Here is a 14633-nt window from a genome sequence, read left to right as displayed (position 1 = left end):
CCCTCAGCCGAAGGCGACGCGCTGCGGGGCGGCGATCTCGGCGCGCTGTTCGCCCAGATCGAAGCGGTCATGCTCGGGCAGGGGCGCAAAGCGCGCCAGCAGCCCCGAGACGAACCCGCCGCGCGCGGCGTCATATTCGGCGACCGTGGTATTGTAGTAGCGCCGCGCCGCAGTCACCCGCTCCTCGATCCGCGACAGTTCGAGCCGCAGTTCGGGGAACTGGCTTGAGCTGGCGAGCTTGGGCATCGATCCGGCGATGTTGACGAGCTGGTTGACGGCATTGCCGACCTCGGTCTCGGCGGTCATGCGGTTGCGGCCGAAGGTCTCGAGCGCGTTCTGCTGCGCCTCGAGCAGGCGGTCGAGCACGGCGATCTCGTGGCCGATGTGTTCCTTTGTCACCGCCACCAGGTTGGGGATCAGGGCGTGGCGTTCGGCCAGCAGCGCGTCGACATCGCCGAATGCCGCAGCACAGCGCGCCTCGAGCGCCGCCATCTTGCGGCGCATGCCCATGATCGTGACAACCGCGACCGTCACCACCGCGATGATCAGCCACAGCCACCACAGGTCGAGCAGGAAATTGGTCGAATCGACCGAGCGTTCGTAGAGGCGGGTGTCCTCCGAAAAGCTTCCAGCGGGTGCGGTGGCAGGCTGCTGCATGACGGTTTCCCCTGTAATTTCAGGGGCTCTCTACAAGGTGAAGCACAAAGAACCGGTTAATGTGGCGCCGCATCGCTGACCGACGGAAGGGTTGCCCCTTCGTTCCGCCAAGACAGCGCTCTGGCCGGGTCGGGGAGCGACAACATTCTCAGTTATTTAAGGAATATCTTCTAGAGGTGGCGTCAAGGAGGCGTTGCCACATGAGTTTCTGGAGCCTTGTCGGTCTCGTTGCGGTCGCGTTCATGCTGGCCCTGCGCCTTCTCGCGGTCATCGTCCGTACCATGGCTGCATCGGGCGGCCGACGCCGGCCCGCGACCGCGGCGCCGCATGTTCGGCAGACCGATTTCCGCGACCGCGCTTCGCCCGAGCCGCCCGAGAGCGAATGGCTGCGGCCCGAGCCCCTCGTCAAAGTCATCCGCGCCGCCGCCGCCCGAGCCGAGTTTGCCGAGGATGTCGCGCACGGCGCTGCCGCCCGTGACGATGCCAGGAGCAAGCACGAGGAACGATCGGAAGACTATCGCAACCGCTGGAACACGCGGCCCGAGCCTGTTCGGGTGGAGGAGCGCGCGACCGTGGTGCTGCGCAAGCAGATCCCCCCGCGCGACGAACCGCCGCGCTCGTGGATCGGCGGCTTGCCGATGATGCCCGAGGACATCGCCTGGCCGCGCTGGGTCAACGACGACAAGGGCGGTGACGAGGAGGAGCCCTGTCATTTCATCTGCCAAATCGCGCTCGCCGATTGCCACCCCGACCTGTGGGGCGGCCTCGGCCCGCGCGAGGGCTGGCTGCTGCTGTTCGCCAACAGCAACGACTGCGAGGGCCATTACAAGTTCATCTACACCCGCGAACTCGGCCCCGAACGCACGCCGCCGGCCGATATCGGCCCGATCCATGACGGCACCTACACCGGACAGACCACGTGGGTTGCGCGCGAGAGCGTCTATCCGCGTTTCCCGGTCGACCTCGTGAGCATGCCCAACCGCACCTACGAGCGCGACGGCGTGATCCACGCCTCGCCCGAAAACCTCGACCGGCTGCTCTACGAGGGCCAGACCGTTGGCGACAACGGGCCCTATCGCGGGCTCAAGCAGCCCTTCACCTGGGGCTGCGTCGCGCTGGCCGCACGCGCCGCCATCGCCGCGATGGACGATACGCGCGCGCAGGCGAATTCCGAGCGCTACCGGGCGAGCATGCGCGAAAAGCTGGTCGCCCCCGGCGGGTTCGAAGGGATCATCCCCGACAAGCAGGCCGATGTGGACCGCGTGATGGCCGCGAACGGCATGGACGCGATCCTCGCTGCCGACCCTGCCACGCTCGACGAGACCGGACGCAAGCGGCTCGCCTATCTCGAGACGCAGCGCGAGGCGCTGGCGGCGACCAAGACCCTGCTCGAACGCTATCCCGATCCCGAGGCGTTGCTGGCCTTCCTCGAGAAGGAGGGCGAGGAGACCTGGCGCGCCGAGACCCGCTCCATGCTCGTCGTGCTCGCCGAATATGCCGAGGAAACGGGCCGCGATCACCCGCTGGGCGAGGCGGAGTGGCAGACGGTCTGCGAACAACTCGCCGGCCACGACAAGACCATCTGGACGATGGGCTGGGCGCACAGCAGTCCGCGCGGGCTACCGGTGACTGTGGTGCAGCGCAAGCTCAGCATTATCGAACGTCTCGATCACCATATGACTTCCGCCTGCGCCGACGAGGCCAAGCGTTGCTATCTCGATGAGCGCCTGCGCGGGCTGATCCCGGCCGATGCCCTACCCGGACTGGAGGCTCATCTACGCAGCCTCGACAGCAATCGCCCGTGCCGCATGGGCGGCTACAGCGACGGCGTACAGCACGACGTCGCTCCACATCCGCAAGGCAAGCTGTTGCTGCTGCAGATGGCGTGTGACTACAACCTCGAGATGATCTGGGGCGATTGCGGCGCGATCTATGCCTTCATCTCCCCCTCGGATCTGGCGGCGGGCAATTTCGACAGGGCCGACGTCCACCTTGAATGCCATTGACGCCAGCGCGAGCGCGGTCCGGCATGACGGGGCTTCGCTGCGACCGCTGCGCCATATCTCTTGAAGCAAAGCTGTGGCAGGACGGCTATCGCCGTACCGCCGACCTCCCGGCTGCCTTCACGCGAATCGGAACCCCGTCCCCTTGCGCCTCCAGATCAACGTCGAGCTCGATTACGGCCTTTCGCGCGCCTGCGACCTCCTGTTGCAGATCGAGGCAGCAGCGATCCCCGAACAGCGCATCGAGGCGGCGCACCTCGGATTGTCGCCCTGCGAGCACTTCGCCCGCGTGCCGGCGCAGGACCACATCGGCGAGCGCATCTGGCTGAGGGCAACCGACCGGATCGAAGTCCATTACCGCGCCACCGTCGGCATCGAGCGGATCCTGCGCGACGTCGCCACGCTCCCGGCGCTCCCGCCGCATCGGTTGCCGGGCGAAACGGTGCAGTATCTCCTGCCCTCGCGCTACTGTGCCTCGCACCAGTTCACCGACTTCGTGAACGAGCGCTTCGGGCATCTCGCAGGCGGGGCGAAGCTCGCTGCGATGCGTGACTGGGTGACCGGACACATGACCTACACGCCGGGCTCAAGCGATTCGGAGACCAGCGCCGTCGACACTTTCCATTCCGGTAGGGGCGTGTGCCGCGACTATGCGCATCTCCTCATCACGCTGGCGCGCGCAGGCGAGATACCGGCGCGCTATGCAAGCGTCTATGCGCCGGGGGTGAAGCCGCCCGATTTCCATGCCGTGGCCGAAGTGTTTCTCGGCGGGGAATGGCACCTCGTCGATGCGACCGGCATGGCGAGGGAGGCGGAGATGGCCAAGATCGGCATTGGCCGCGACAGCGGCGATGTGGCTTTCCTGACCGGCTTCGGCCCACTGTTCCTGCGAAGCCAGAGCGTCTCGGTCGGGGTCCTCGCTGGCTGAGGGAGGCGCAGGTTTCCTACGCCTCCTCCTGTCGCTATCCTGCTCGCCGGCTCTTTCGCATCGTTATCGGGGGCGGCCAGCGAGGCCGCGTGTTCCGCAGTTTTCGCGCGCATTCCCGTGTCCGTCCGGCTTGCGGAACGGATGTAGAAAGTTGAATTTCAATCGTTATTCGGATGTAGTCGAGCCGGACAGGGTGTCCGCTTTGTCCGCTTGGCGAAGCTATGCCGCCTGATCGGGAGTCACGGGCCGCGCCGAAAGCTCGCGCCGCAGCAGCTTGCCGATGGGGTCGCGGGGCAGCTGATCGACGAATTCGATATAGCGCGGGCGCTTGTAGCCGGCGATCTGGCCCTTGAAGCGCTGCGTTATCTCCTCGCGGGTGAGCTGCGCGCCCGGCTTCAACACGACAAAGGCCTTGACCGCCTCGCCCCACTGCTTGTCAGGCACCCCGCAGCAGCCCGCGTCAGCGACTTCGGGCATGGCGGCAAAGACTGCATCGACCTCGGCGGGGTAGACGTTTTCGCCGCCGGTCTTGATCAGTTCCTTGGCGCGGCCGAGCAGGTAGCCGCGCCCGCGTTCGTCCATCGTGCCGAGATCGCCGGTGCGCAGCCAGCCGTGGCCCAGTGCCGCCTCGGTCGCCTCGGGATTGCGCCAGTAGCCGAGCATCACCGATGGGCCGCGCAGGCAAAGCTCGCCTTCCTCGCCGGGGGGCAGGTGGTTCCCCTCGGGATCCAGCACCGTCATGGTCACATGCGGCAGCGTCCAGCCGATCGAGCGCGGGGCCTCGAGCATGTCGGGATAGTCGATGAAGGTCGCAAAGCCGCAGATCTCGGTCTGGCCGTAGCCGCCGACGACGCGCGCGTCCCACTCCTTCTCGATGAATTCGTACATCTGCGGCCGGCCCATGCCTGCCCCGCCGGTATAGTTGGTGAGCGGCATTCGCCCGTCGCGCACGGGGTTCATCGCCTGCCACAGGAAGGAGATGGTGGGGAAGGCGCTGGTGGTGGTGCAGCCCTCGCGGTGGAGCAGGTCGAGGATCGCGGCACTGTCGTCGTCGCGTCCGGCGAAGACCGATGTGCCCCCGCAGGCGAGCATGGCGGCGACCTGCTGCATCCCGACGACATGGAACAGCGGATTGACCGAAAGCAGCACCTCCTCGTGGGTGAACCGCCGGTGCTGCGCGAAGCCGAGTGCGCTTGCCGCGACCGCGCTGCCCGCTTGCAGGCAGCCCTTGGGCCGTCCGGTCGTGCCGCTGGTGTACATCATGTAGAGCGGCCGGTCGGGGGCAAGGCCGAGGCCTAGGTCGTAGGCATGGGGAACCGGTCCGTGTGCGGTGGTGGCGGCAGTCTCGAACAGGCCGTCGGCGGCGTGGGCTTCGTCCACCATGTGCACTTCGCCCGCCTCCGCCTCCGACAAGAGCGCGGCGAAACGGGGGTTGGCGAAGGTCATCGCCGGCTCGGCATTGCCGCAGATCCAGGCGATTTCGGCCGGGGCGAGGCGCCAGTTGAGCAGGACTGCGATGGCTCCGATCCTGCCGCAGGCCAGCAGAACGGTGAGGAACGGCGCGCCGTCTGTCAGCAGCAGGGCGATCCGGTCGCCGGGGGCGATCCCGCGCGCGAGCATCCATCGCGCGAGATTTGTCACGCGCACGTCGAGCTCCGCCCACGTCAGCCGCTGGCTGCCGTCGACGGTGGCAAGCCGGTGGGCGTGGCGCGCGGCGCAGTTCGCCAGCAGCGTGTCGAGCGAGAAGTCGCGGGGATGCATGGCGACAGGCTAGCGCGGGACAGGGCCCTCAGCCATCAGCGTTTTTGGCAAGCGGTCCGTCCAGATCCGTCCCACAACGGGTGCAGATCCGGTTCGGCCAGGGGAAGACGAACACGCCCCGGAGAAAGGCGTTCTTGCCGCATTGCGGACAGTTGAAGCGCGTCATCGGCGCATTGGCGAATATGAGCAGCATGATCGCCGCCGCGAAGGCGAGGCTCGAATGGCCGTGGAAGCGGTCGACCGCCAGCACAAGCATCACCGCGAACGCCAGGACGCCCATCATCCGCCAGGCATGGCGCGCGGCGCGGCGGTAGAGCGTCAGGGCAGGCGGGCGAGGATCGATCGTGCGAACTCCGTGAGCGTGTCGTCGCGGGCGCCCATCACCGCTATCCGGTCGCCGGGTCGGGCGAGGGCGGCGATCCGCTCGCCGCAGGCCTCGCGGCTGGCGACATGTTCGGCCTTGCCGCCCGCGGCGTTGATGAGATCGACGATCCGCCCGCTACCCTCGCTGCGGTCGACCGTGCCGCCGAAATAGACCGGATCGCACAGGATCGTCAGGTCATCCGGCCCCAGCTCCCGCGCGAATGTCTGCGCCAGCTCCGTGCCCATCTGGCGCAGCGGCCCGTAGCCGTGGGGCTGGAAGAAGGCGATCACCCGCCCCGGCGTCGCCTTGAGGGTGCGCAAGGTGGCGGCGCACTTCTCCGGATTGTGGCCGAAGTCGTCGATAACCGTGATCCCGCTTGCAGAGGTGCCGATCACGTCGAAGCGCCGCGCCAGCCCGGCGAAACTGCGCAGCGCATAGGCGGCATGCCCGACCCCGATCCCCGCCGCACTCGCCGCCGCGATCGCTGCCAGGGCGTTCGAGAGATTGTGCAGGCCCGGCATGGGCAGGATCAGCGGGTAGGCCTCGCGCGCGCGATTATCGATGACCGCCGCCCGAATCCCGCGCTCGACCTGCTCGACACTGTCCGGATCGACCGTGATGTCGGCCTCCGGCGCCCTGATCCCGAAGGTGACGGCGCCCTCGGTGCGCTGGACGAGATAGGCCGCTTCCGGACTGTCCATGTTGATCACCGCCGTTCCCGCTGTGGCGACGTAATCGCCGAACAGGACGCGCAATTCCTCGATGCTCTTGTGGTCTAGGCTGACATTGAGCAGCACACCCACGGTCGGGCGGTAGAGCGCGATCGAGCCGTCGCTCTCGTCGACCTCGCTGACGAAGACCTTGCCGCCGCCGACCCGCGCGCTGGCGAAGGGGTTCTGCGGGCCGGCGAAGTTCTTCATCACCGCGCCGTTCATCACGGTGGGATCGTGGCCTGCCTCGGTCAGGATCCAGGCGATCATGCCGGTGACAGTCGATTTGCCCGAGGTGCCGCCGATCGCAACGGAGAAATCGGCAGCGTTGAACAGGCGCGAGAGCAGTTCCGCGCGGCTCAGGCGCGCGCATCCCAGCTCCTTGGCGCGGGCGACCTCGGGCACGGTGTCCTCGATCGCCGCCGAGGCGATGAGCACCTGATCGGGCGAGGTCACTCCGCTGCCGTCCTGCGGGTGGAGTGCAAAGCCGTTGGCCTCGAGCCAGACGAACTTGTCGGGCGTGCGGCCCTGATCGCGGCTGCGGTCGGACCCGGCGACCGGATGGCCGAGCCCGCGCGCGATCTGCGCGAGCGGCAGCATCCCGGACCCGCCGATGCCGCAGAAGAACAGCGGCCGCCCTGCCAGCGACCCGGTTTCGACCCCGTTATCCATATCCGGCTTGGTTATTGGCTTGCGCCCCGCCTGACAAGCGCCATAGGCTGCGGTGCCATGACGAATATCGCCATCTGCGCCCCGGCAACCCCGATCGACCGCGAGCACCAGGCCGCGCTGGAGGCGCTGGTCGCAGCCGAATTCCCGGGCCACCGCGTAACTTTTCACGAGCAATGCTTCGAGCGCGCGGGGCACTTCGCAGGCGACGATCTGCTGCGGCTGACCGCGCTGCTCGAATGTGCCAACGATCCGGCCTTCGATGTCGTGTGGTTCGCCAAGGGCGGCTATGGCTCCAACCGCATCGCCGAGGCCGCGACCCGCCAGATGAACCGCGCGGCGCGGACCAAGACCTATATCGGCTTCTCGGACGCCGGTTACCTGCTCGCCGCGCTCTATCGCGACCGGATCGGGCAATGCGTCCACGGCCACATGCCCGTCAGCGCGCGTTCGGAAGGCGGGAAGGAAGCGATCAGGCGCGTGCTGCGCTGGCTCGAAGGCGACACCAGCGGGGTCGAGCCCAGCCTCGACGGGACGACGCCGGCGGCCGCCTTCAACCTCATCACCCTCGCGATGCTGACCGGCACCCCGATGATGCCCGACCTCACCGGCCATGTGCTGATGGTCGAGGAGGTGAGCGAACATCTCTATTCGGTCGACCGCCTGTTCTTCCACCTCGCCGGAACGCTCCCGCGGATCGCTGGCCTCAGGCTCGGCTCGGTCACCGATGTGCCGGAAAACTACGTCGAATTCGGCCAGAGCGAGGAAGACATCGCCCGCTATTGGTGCGCGCGCGCCGGCATTCCCTATCTCGGGCGGGCGCTGATCGGCCACACCTCTGCCAACAGGGTTGTGCCCTTCGGCCTTGCCAGTCCGCCCGCGCGGACGTAACGGCGCGCCCCACAAAACGACAACGGACGGGGCCAGACATGCGCGCGTTTCTTTTTCCGGGGCAGGGCAGCCAGAAGGTCGGCATGGGCACGGAGCTCGCTGCCGCGAGTGCAGCCGCCCGCGACGTCTTCGGCGAGGTCGACGAGGCGCTGAGGCAGAACCTCTTTGCCCTGATGCGCGACGGGCCGGAGGATCGGCTGACGCTCACCGAGAACGCGCAGCCGGCGATCATGGCTAATGCCATCGCCACCCTGCGGGTGCTGGAGAAGGACTTCGGCGTGAAGCTTGCCGAGCACGGGCACTGCGTCGCCGGCCATTCGCTCGGCGAATACACCGCGCTTGCCGCGATCGGCGCCTTCAAGCTCGCCGACACCGCGCGCCTTCTCAAGTTGCGCGGCTGGGCGATGCAGGCGGCGGTGCCGGTGGGCGAGGGCACGATGGCGGTGCTGCTGGGCGCCGATATCGAACAGGCGAAGGCACTCGCCGAAGCCGCCGCGCAAGGCGAGGTGTGCGAGGTCGCCAACGACAACGATCCCTCGCAGGTCGTTCTTTCCGGCCACACCGGCGCGATCGAGCGCGCCGTGGCGCTGACCAAGGAGCACGGGATCAAGCGCGGCATGATCCTCAACGTTTCTGCGCCCTTCCACTCCTCGCTGATGGGCCCCGCCGCTGAGCGGATGGCCCATGCCCTTGCCGCGACCCCGCCCGGGCCGCTTGCCCTGCCGCTCTACGCCAACGTCACCGCCGCGCCCGTCACCGACCCCGAGGAGGAGCGCGCCTTGCTGGTCGAGCAGGTCACCGGCCGCGTGCGCTGGCGCGAAAGCGTGCTTGCCATGCGGGCGGACGGGGTAGAAAGCTTCGTCGAGCTTGGCGGAAAGGTGGTCGGCCCGATGGTCAGTCGCACCGACCGAGAGGCGCAAGTGACCAGCCTCGTGACCATGCAGGACCTCGAGGCCTTCGCGAAGGAGACCCTGTGATGTTTTCGTTGAAGGGCATGAATGCGCTGGTCACCGGCGCGAGCGGGGGGATCGGGTCGAGCATCGCCCATGCGCTGGCCTCGCAGGGCGCACGCCTCGCGTTGTCGGGGTCGAACGCGGCGAAGCTGCGCGCCTTCCGCGACGAACTGAACGAGACCTATCCGCATCACGATCATGACGGCCATGTCGAGATCACCTGCGACCTCGGAAACACCACGCAGGTCGAGGAACTCGTGCCGGCGATGCTCGACACGCTCGGCAGCATGGACATCCTGGTGAACAACGCCGGCATCACCCGCGACAACCTCGGGATGCGGATGAAGGACGAGGAATGGGATCAGGTGATCCGCATCAACCTCGAAGCCGCCTTCCGCCTTATGCGGGCTGCTGCCAAGCCAATGATGAAGGCGCGCTTCGGGCGGATCGTCAACATCACCTCGGTGGTCGGCGCGACCGGCAATCCGGGCCAGATGAACTACTGCGCCGCCAAGGCCGGCCTCACCGGCATGACCAAGGCCTTCGCGCAGGAAGTCGCCAGCCGCGGGATCACCGCCAACTGCGTCGCCCCAGGCTTCATCCGCACCGCCATGACTGCCGCCTTGGACGAGAAGCAGCAGGCCGCGATCAATGGCCGCATCCCGATGGGCCGGATGGGCGAGGGCGCGGAAATCGGCGCCGCGGTCGCCTTTCTCGCCAGCCGCGAGGCGGCCTACGTGACCGGCGAAACCCTGCACGTGAACGGCGGAATGGCGATGCTCTGAGCCGGGCGGGGGCCTCCCCGGCGCCCTTATCCCCAACGGAGTCGCCCCTCGCAATTGCGCCTCCTTGCCCGTATTGTCGCGCGCGCTAAGGTTTTGCGCACTTTCCGGCGCTTGGGGGCGATTCCTCGTCTCTCCGCGCAAGACCCGTAGACCGATAGGGACAAGCGATGAAGGCCACGATCGAACGCGCGACGCTGCTGCGGTGCCTTTCCCACGTTCAATCCGTGGTGGAGCGCCGCAACACCATCCCGATCCTGTCGAACGTGCTGATCGACGCAAGCGACGGCGGCAGCGTGCGGGTGATGGCGACCGACCTCGATCTTCAGGTCGTGGAGACCATGGCCGCCTCCTCGATCGACCAGCCCGGCGCGATCACCGTCTCGGCGCACCTGCTGTTCGACATTGCCCGCAAGCTGCCCGAGGGGAGCCAGGTCAGCCTCACGACCAACGACAACCGTCTGGAAGTCAAGGCGGGCCGCTCGAACTTCAAGCTGCCAACCTTGCCGCGCGACGATTTCCCGGTGATCGTCGAGGGCGACCTGCCGACCAGCTTCGAATTGCCCGCGCGGATGCTGGCCGAACTGATCGACCGCACCCGTTTCGCGATCTCGACCGAGGAAACCCGCTATTACCTCAACGGCATCTTCCTGCACGTCACCGACGAGGACGAGCCGCTCCTGAAGGCCGCCGCCACGGACGGCCACCGTCTCGCGCGGTTCACCCTGCCGCGCCCTGAAGGCGCTGCCGGGATGCCTGACGTGATCGTGCCGCGAAAGGCCGTGGGCGAACTGCGCAAGCTGCTCGAAGAGGCACTGGACGGTAACGTGCTGGTCGACCTTTCCGCCAGCAAGATCCGCTTCACGTTAGGCGGCGAGGGCGGCGTGGTGCTGACCTCGAAGCTGATCGACGGGACCTTCCCCGATTACAGCCGCGTGATTCCGACCGCGAACGACAAGCTCCTCAAGGTCGATCCCAAGCTGTTCTATTCGGGCGTCGACCGCGTCGCCACCATCGCCACGGAGAAGACCCGCGCAGTCAAGATCGGGCTCGACAATGACCGCGTTACGCTCTCGGTCACTTCGCCCGACAACGGCACGGCGGCCGAGGAACTGATGGCCGACTACAAGGCCGAAGGGCTCGAGATCGGCTTCAACGCCAATTACCTCAAGGACATCCTCGGCCAGATCGACAGCGACACCGTGGAACTGCACCTTGCCGACGCCGGCGCGCCGACCCTGATCCGCGAGAACGAACAGGCCCGGGCGCTCTATGTGCTGATGCCGATGCGGGTGTGACGGCGCCCGCACAGGTCCGCATCTTCGGGACGGTCATCTCGACCTATACCCGCATCTGCCAGATCGCCTGCGAGGAGGCGGGGCTGTCGCATGAGGTGATCGCCACCGCCGCCCATTCGCCTGCCAACCGCCACCCTTTCGGCAAGGTTCCGGTTGTCGAGATCGACGGCTTGGAACTCATCGAGAGCGTCGCGATCACCCAATACATCGACAATGCCCACAACGCCGGCGCGCTCCAGCCCGCCAATCCGGCGGCGCGGGCGATGACCGACAAGTGGATCGCCGTCGCCAACAACTACCTCTTCCCGCTGTTCGAGCGCGGACTGGTGATGCCCTGGGTGATGCACCGCGTCGCCGGTTTCCCGCTCGAGCGCGAGACCATCGAGCGCGCGCTTCCCGCGATCAGCCGGGCGCTCGGCTTCCTCGAGGGCGAGCTGGCGGCGGACGGGGCATGGACCCGCCACGGCTTCACGCTCGCCGACGTGTTCCTCTATCCGATGGTGCGCTCGGTCGAGCTGACGCCGCAGGGGCAGGCGGGAATTTCGCAATGCGACCGGTTGCTGGCGTGGCTCGAGATGTGCCGCGCGCGTCCGTCGATCGCCGCGACACGCTGGGAAAGCGAGCCCTGAGCGGCTAGGGCGGGGAAGAGGGAGAAATGCCATGAACATCACGCAAGTCCATGTCCGCAAGGCCGCGTTGACGCAGGCGGCGCTCGCCGAGGTGCCGCTCGGCCCGCTCGCCGAAGGCGCCGTGAGGCTGGCGATCGAGAGCTTCTCGGTCACCGCCAACAACGTCACCTATGCGGTGGTTGGCGACGGGTTCAAATATTGGGACTTCTTCTCCGCTCCCGAAGGCTTCGGCATCGTCCCGATGTGGGGCCATGCCCGGGTGATCGAGAGCCGCCACCCCGAGATCGCGGTGGGCGAGCGGGTCTATGGCTACCTGCCGATGGCGAGCCACCTCGACGTGATCCCCGGCCGCGTCACGCCGGGCGGGTTTTCCGACACCGCGGAGCATCGCCAGCCGATGAGCCCGGTCTACAACAGCTACACCCGCCTCGCTGCCGACCCGGAGCACGATCCTGCGCGTGAGGCGGAGCGGATGATCTTCGGGCCGCTGTTCCGCACCGGGTTCCTGATCGAATACTTCCTGCGCGGAGAAGGGTGGTTCGGGGCCGAACAGCTGGTGGTCACCAGCGCCTCGTCGAAGACCGCGATGGGGCTGGCGAGCGTCGCGCGCCAATCCTCGCCGCAGATCAGGCGGATCGGGCTGACCTCGAAGGGCAATGTCGGCTTCGTCGAAGCGAGCGGGCTGTATGACGAGGTGCTCGCCTATGACGATCTCGACAAGCTTGCGGTTCTGCGCAGCGTCAGTGTCGACTTTGCGGGGAATGCCGATCTCCTCGCCCGCATCCATCGCCATTTCGAGGACGCGCTGGCGCAGTCGGTGCTGGTCGGCGCGACCCACATCGAGGCGCGCTCGGTGTTCGGCAAGCACGAGCCGCTGCCCGGACCCAAGCCGCAGCTGTTCTTCGCGCCCGACCACGCGGTCGCCTTCTTCAAGGCGCACGGGGCCGATGAAGGCGGCAGGCTGGTCGCGGCCGCCTGGCGCGATTTCCTCGAGGCCGCCGAGGGCACGATCGCGATCGAGCGGCACGCCGGCTTGGAATCGGCGCGTGACGTGTTCACCACGATGGCGGCCGGGCAGATCGACCCGGCCAAGGGCATCGTGATCGAACCCTGACGCGGCCTACTCCGCCGCCTCGGCCAGATCCATCCGCTGCGGCCCGCGGATCACGCCGCCGGGGGTCGCGCCCGTCCACTGCCCGCGCCGGAAGGTGACGACACCGCTCTTGATCGTGGCGACATAGCCTTCCGCCTTCTGGAGCAGGCGCTTGCCGCCCGCCGGCAGGTCGAAGGCGAGCCACGGCTTGCCGAGCTTCAATCGCTCCAGATCAATCACGTTGATATCGGCGAGATAGCCCGGCTGGATCAGCCCGCGATCCTCGAGCCCGTAGAGCACTGCCGTGTCGCGGCACTGGCGCTTGATCGCCTGTTCAAGGGCAATCCGCGCGCCCCGCCTGCGGCCCTTCACCCAGTGTTCGAGCATGAAGGTCGGCGAGGCGGCATCGCAGATCGTCCCGCAATGTGCGCCGCCGTCCGAGAGCGAGTTCACCGTGTCGTCGGCATGCTGGAGCGGGTGCAGGAAATCGAGATTACCGTCGGCGTAGTTGAGGATCGGCAGGTAGATGAAACCCCTGCCATCGTCGCGGCAGAGCAGGTCGTAGGCATACTCCTGCGGCGACACCCCCGCCGCCGCGGCGCGGGCGTTGATGCTCGCCTCGGGGCCCGGTTCGTAGTCGAAATCGGGATCCATCTCGTATTGCAGCGTCCAGCCCATGCTGATCGCCATCACCACCCCGCCGATGTCCTTGGGGGCATCGGCGTAGTCGTTCGGCTCGGCGAGCATCTGCGCCTTGAAGACGGGGTCGAGGAGCATTGCCTTCTGTTCCTCCCACGGCAGGTCGGCGATCGCCATCCAGCTCGGCCGGAAGCGGAAGGGGTGGACAGTACCTTGCCATGCCATGACAATGCCATTGCCACGAAGTGCTATCTGGGCGACGATGTTCGCACCATTGTCGTTCTCGGCGCGCATGGCGTCGATCTGCTCGCCCAGCGACATCTCCTTGGCGATAGATTGCAGCGCAGCGAAGGTGACGGGGATGCCCGCCTCGCGGCTCAATTGCCCCATCCAGCCGAATTCGTTCCACTCGCGCTTCAGGTCGCTGGCGATCTCGAACACCGCATGGCCGCCTGCCGCCCGGGCGCGGCCCATTGCGCGGCCGATGGCGATCAGTTCCTCGGCCGTGGCGGTGGTGCCGGGGACGAGCTCGCCATCGACCGACTTGTGGAGCACCGTGCGGGAGGTCGAGAAGCCGAGCGCGCCCGCGCGCACACCCTCCTCGACGATCCGGCTCATCTCGGCGATGTCCTCCGCCGTGGGCACCGCGCCGGGCTGCTCGCGGTCCCCCAGCACATAGGCGCGCACCGCCCCGTGGGGCACATGGGTGCCGACATCGACCGTGCGGGGGAGCTTCTCCAGCGCATCGAGATATTCGGGGAAAGTCTCCCAGTCCCAGGTGATCCCTTCGGCGAGCGCCGTGCCGGGGATGTCCTCCACGCCTTCCATCAGGCTGATCAGCCAATCGTGGCGGTCGGGGCGCGCCGGGGCGAAGCCGACGCCGCAATTGCCCATGACGACCGTCGTCACCCCGTGCCAGCTCGATGGCGCCATCTCCTGATCCCAGGTCGCCTGCCCGTCATAATGGGTGTGGATGTCGACGAAGCCGGGGGCGACGATCATGCCGGTGGCGTCGATCTCATCGGGCGCGCTCCCGATAATCCGCCCCACCGCCGCGATCAGCCCGTCCTTCACTGCCACATCGCCGGTGAAGGAGGGGCTGCCTGTCCCGTCCACGATCGTGCCGCCCCGGATGATCAGGTCGTATTGCGCCATTCTGTCTCTCCCTTATGGGGCGAGGATGTCGCAAAGCGGGCGGCCCGGCAAGAGGGCCTCGCGCCAGCGGACGAAGTGCATCGTGAGACAAGGGTGACGAG

13 protein-coding genes are annotated in these 14633 nt (G+C 67.4%); 8 read left to right on the top strand and 5 right to left on the bottom strand.

Going from position 1 to position 14633, the window contains the following annotated elements:
• Nucleotides 1-3 precede the first annotated feature (3 nt).
• Nucleotides 4-657: a LemA family protein gene (locus tag CBR61_RS11700; RefSeq protein WP_088914526.1), complete on the bottom strand. Its 654-nt coding sequence runs from the start codon at nucleotides 655-657 to the stop codon at nucleotides 4-6.
• A 200-nt stretch (nucleotides 658-857) separates the two neighbouring features.
• On the opposite strand from CBR61_RS11700, the gene CBR61_RS11695 reads away from it, so the two are divergent.
• Both CBR61_RS11695 and CBR61_RS11690 read left to right on the top strand, forming a co-directional pair.
• A complete protein-coding gene (locus CBR61_RS11695; protein ID WP_172835958.1) occupies nucleotides 858-2663 on the top strand; it encodes a DUF1963 domain-containing protein in 1806 nt (601 codons plus the stop codon).
• Between the two features lie 142 nt (nucleotides 2664-2805).
• Nucleotides 2806-3588: a transglutaminase-like domain-containing protein gene (locus CBR61_RS11690; RefSeq protein WP_088914524.1), complete on the top strand. Its 783-nt coding sequence runs from the start codon at nucleotides 2806-2808 to the stop codon at nucleotides 3586-3588.
• A gap of 219 nt (nucleotides 3589-3807) precedes the next feature.
• Here the strand turns inward: CBR61_RS11690 and CBR61_RS11685 are convergent, their stop codons facing one another.
• Genes CBR61_RS11685 through CBR61_RS11675 form a run of 3 tightly spaced genes read right to left on the bottom strand, consistent with a single transcriptional unit; the run spans nucleotide 3808 to nucleotide 7095 of the window.
• Nucleotides 3808-5349: a class I adenylate-forming enzyme family protein gene (locus CBR61_RS11685; RefSeq protein ID WP_088914523.1), complete on the bottom strand. Its 1542-nt coding sequence runs from the start codon at nucleotides 5347-5349 to the stop codon at nucleotides 3808-3810.
• Between the two features lie 28 nt (nucleotides 5350-5377).
• The gene (locus CBR61_RS11680; protein WP_088914522.1) at nucleotides 5378-5632 is read right to left on the bottom strand and encodes a hypothetical protein; all 255 of its coding nucleotides are present in this window, start codon (nucleotides 5630-5632) and stop codon (nucleotides 5378-5380) included.
• A 35-nt stretch (nucleotides 5633-5667) separates the two neighbouring features.
• A complete protein-coding gene (locus tag CBR61_RS11675) occupies nucleotides 5668-7095 on the bottom strand; it encodes a Mur ligase family protein (RefSeq protein WP_088914521.1) in 1428 nt (475 codons plus the stop codon).
• Nucleotides 7096-7152: 57 nt separating this feature from the next.
• Between CBR61_RS11675 and CBR61_RS11670 the strand changes: the two genes are divergently transcribed.
• From CBR61_RS11670 to CBR61_RS11645, 6 genes are all read left to right on the top strand, one after another.
• Nucleotides 7153-7983, top strand: a complete 831-nt coding sequence (locus tag CBR61_RS11670) for an LD-carboxypeptidase (RefSeq protein ID WP_088914520.1) — start codon at nucleotides 7153-7155, stop codon at nucleotides 7981-7983.
• 38 nt (nucleotides 7984-8021) lie between these two features.
• The gene (locus CBR61_RS11665) at nucleotides 8022-8960 is read left to right on the top strand and encodes an ACP S-malonyltransferase (RefSeq protein WP_088914519.1); all 939 of its coding nucleotides are present in this window, start codon (nucleotides 8022-8024) and stop codon (nucleotides 8958-8960) included.
• Nucleotides 8960-9721 carry a 3-oxoacyl-[acyl-carrier-protein] reductase gene (gene fabG / locus CBR61_RS11660; RefSeq protein ID WP_088914518.1) on the top strand — a complete coding sequence of 254 codons (762 nt, stop codon included), beginning with the start codon at nucleotides 8960-8962 and terminating at the stop codon, nucleotides 9719-9721. Before CBR61_RS11665 ends, fabG begins: the two co-directional genes overlap by 1 nt.
• A 167-nt stretch (nucleotides 9722-9888) precedes the next feature.
• Entirely contained in the window at nucleotides 9889-11016 is a 1128-nt protein-coding gene (gene dnaN / locus CBR61_RS11655; RefSeq protein WP_088914517.1) for a DNA polymerase III subunit beta, read from the top strand.
• Nucleotides 11013-11645: a glutathione S-transferase family protein gene (locus CBR61_RS11650; protein ID WP_088914516.1), complete on the top strand. Its 633-nt coding sequence runs from the start codon at nucleotides 11013-11015 to the stop codon at nucleotides 11643-11645. The genes dnaN and CBR61_RS11650 overlap by 4 nt, the downstream gene beginning before the upstream one ends.
• 31 nt (nucleotides 11646-11676) lie before the next feature.
• Nucleotides 11677-12759 (top strand): DUF2855 family protein, encoded by a 1083-nt coding sequence (locus tag CBR61_RS11645; RefSeq protein ID WP_088914515.1) that lies wholly within the window; start codon nucleotides 11677-11679, stop codon nucleotides 12757-12759.
• A gap of 6 nt (nucleotides 12760-12765) precedes the next feature.
• Here the strand turns inward: CBR61_RS11645 and CBR61_RS11640 are convergent, their stop codons facing one another.
• Nucleotides 12766-14532 (bottom strand): N-acyl-D-amino-acid deacylase family protein, encoded by a 1767-nt coding sequence (locus CBR61_RS11640; RefSeq protein WP_088914514.1) that lies wholly within the window; start codon nucleotides 14530-14532, stop codon nucleotides 12766-12768.
• Nucleotides 14533-14633: the final 101 nt, after the last annotated feature.

Source organism: Porphyrobacter sp. CACIAM 03H1 (assembly GCF_002215495.1).
Lineage (GTDB): Bacteria > Pseudomonadota > Alphaproteobacteria > Sphingomonadales > Sphingomonadaceae > Erythrobacter.
Note: the sequence above shows the minus strand (reverse complement) of the source record. Positions and strands in the feature narration are given on the sequence as shown.

Excerpts from the sequence above, each read along its gene's own strand:
- CBR61_RS11680 (WP_088914522.1), bottom strand. The coding sequence starts at position 5,632 with ATGATGGGCGTCCTGGCGTTCGCGGTGATGCTTGTGCTGGCGGTCGAC.
- CBR61_RS11640 (WP_088914514.1), bottom strand. The coding sequence starts at position 14,532 with ATGGCGCAATACGACCTGATCATCCGGGGCGGCACGATCGTGGACGGG.
- dnaN (WP_088914517.1), top strand. The coding sequence starts at position 9,889 with ATGAAGGCCACGATCGAACGCGCGACGCTGCTGCGGTGCCTTTCCCAC.
- CBR61_RS11665 (WP_088914519.1), top strand. The coding sequence starts at position 8,022 with ATGCGCGCGTTTCTTTTTCCGGGGCAGGGCAGCCAGAAGGTCGGCATG.
- CBR61_RS11675 (WP_088914521.1), bottom strand. The coding sequence starts at position 7,095 with ATGGATAACGGGGTCGAAACCGGGTCGCTGGCAGGGCGGCCGCTGTTC.
- CBR61_RS11685 (WP_088914523.1), bottom strand. The coding sequence starts at position 5,349 with ATGCATCCCCGCGACTTCTCGCTCGACACGCTGCTGGCGAACTGCGCC.
- CBR61_RS11645 (WP_088914515.1), top strand. The coding sequence starts at position 11,677 with ATGAACATCACGCAAGTCCATGTCCGCAAGGCCGCGTTGACGCAGGCG.
- CBR61_RS11695 (WP_172835958.1), top strand. The coding sequence starts at position 858 with ATGAGTTTCTGGAGCCTTGTCGGTCTCGTTGCGGTCGCGTTCATGCTG.
- CBR61_RS11670 (WP_088914520.1), top strand. The coding sequence starts at position 7,153 with ATGACGAATATCGCCATCTGCGCCCCGGCAACCCCGATCGACCGCGAG.
- fabG (WP_088914518.1), top strand. The coding sequence starts at position 8,960 with ATGTTTTCGTTGAAGGGCATGAATGCGCTGGTCACCGGCGCGAGCGGG.
- CBR61_RS11700 (WP_088914526.1), bottom strand. The coding sequence starts at position 657 with ATGCAGCAGCCTGCCACCGCACCCGCTGGAAGCTTTTCGGAGGACACC.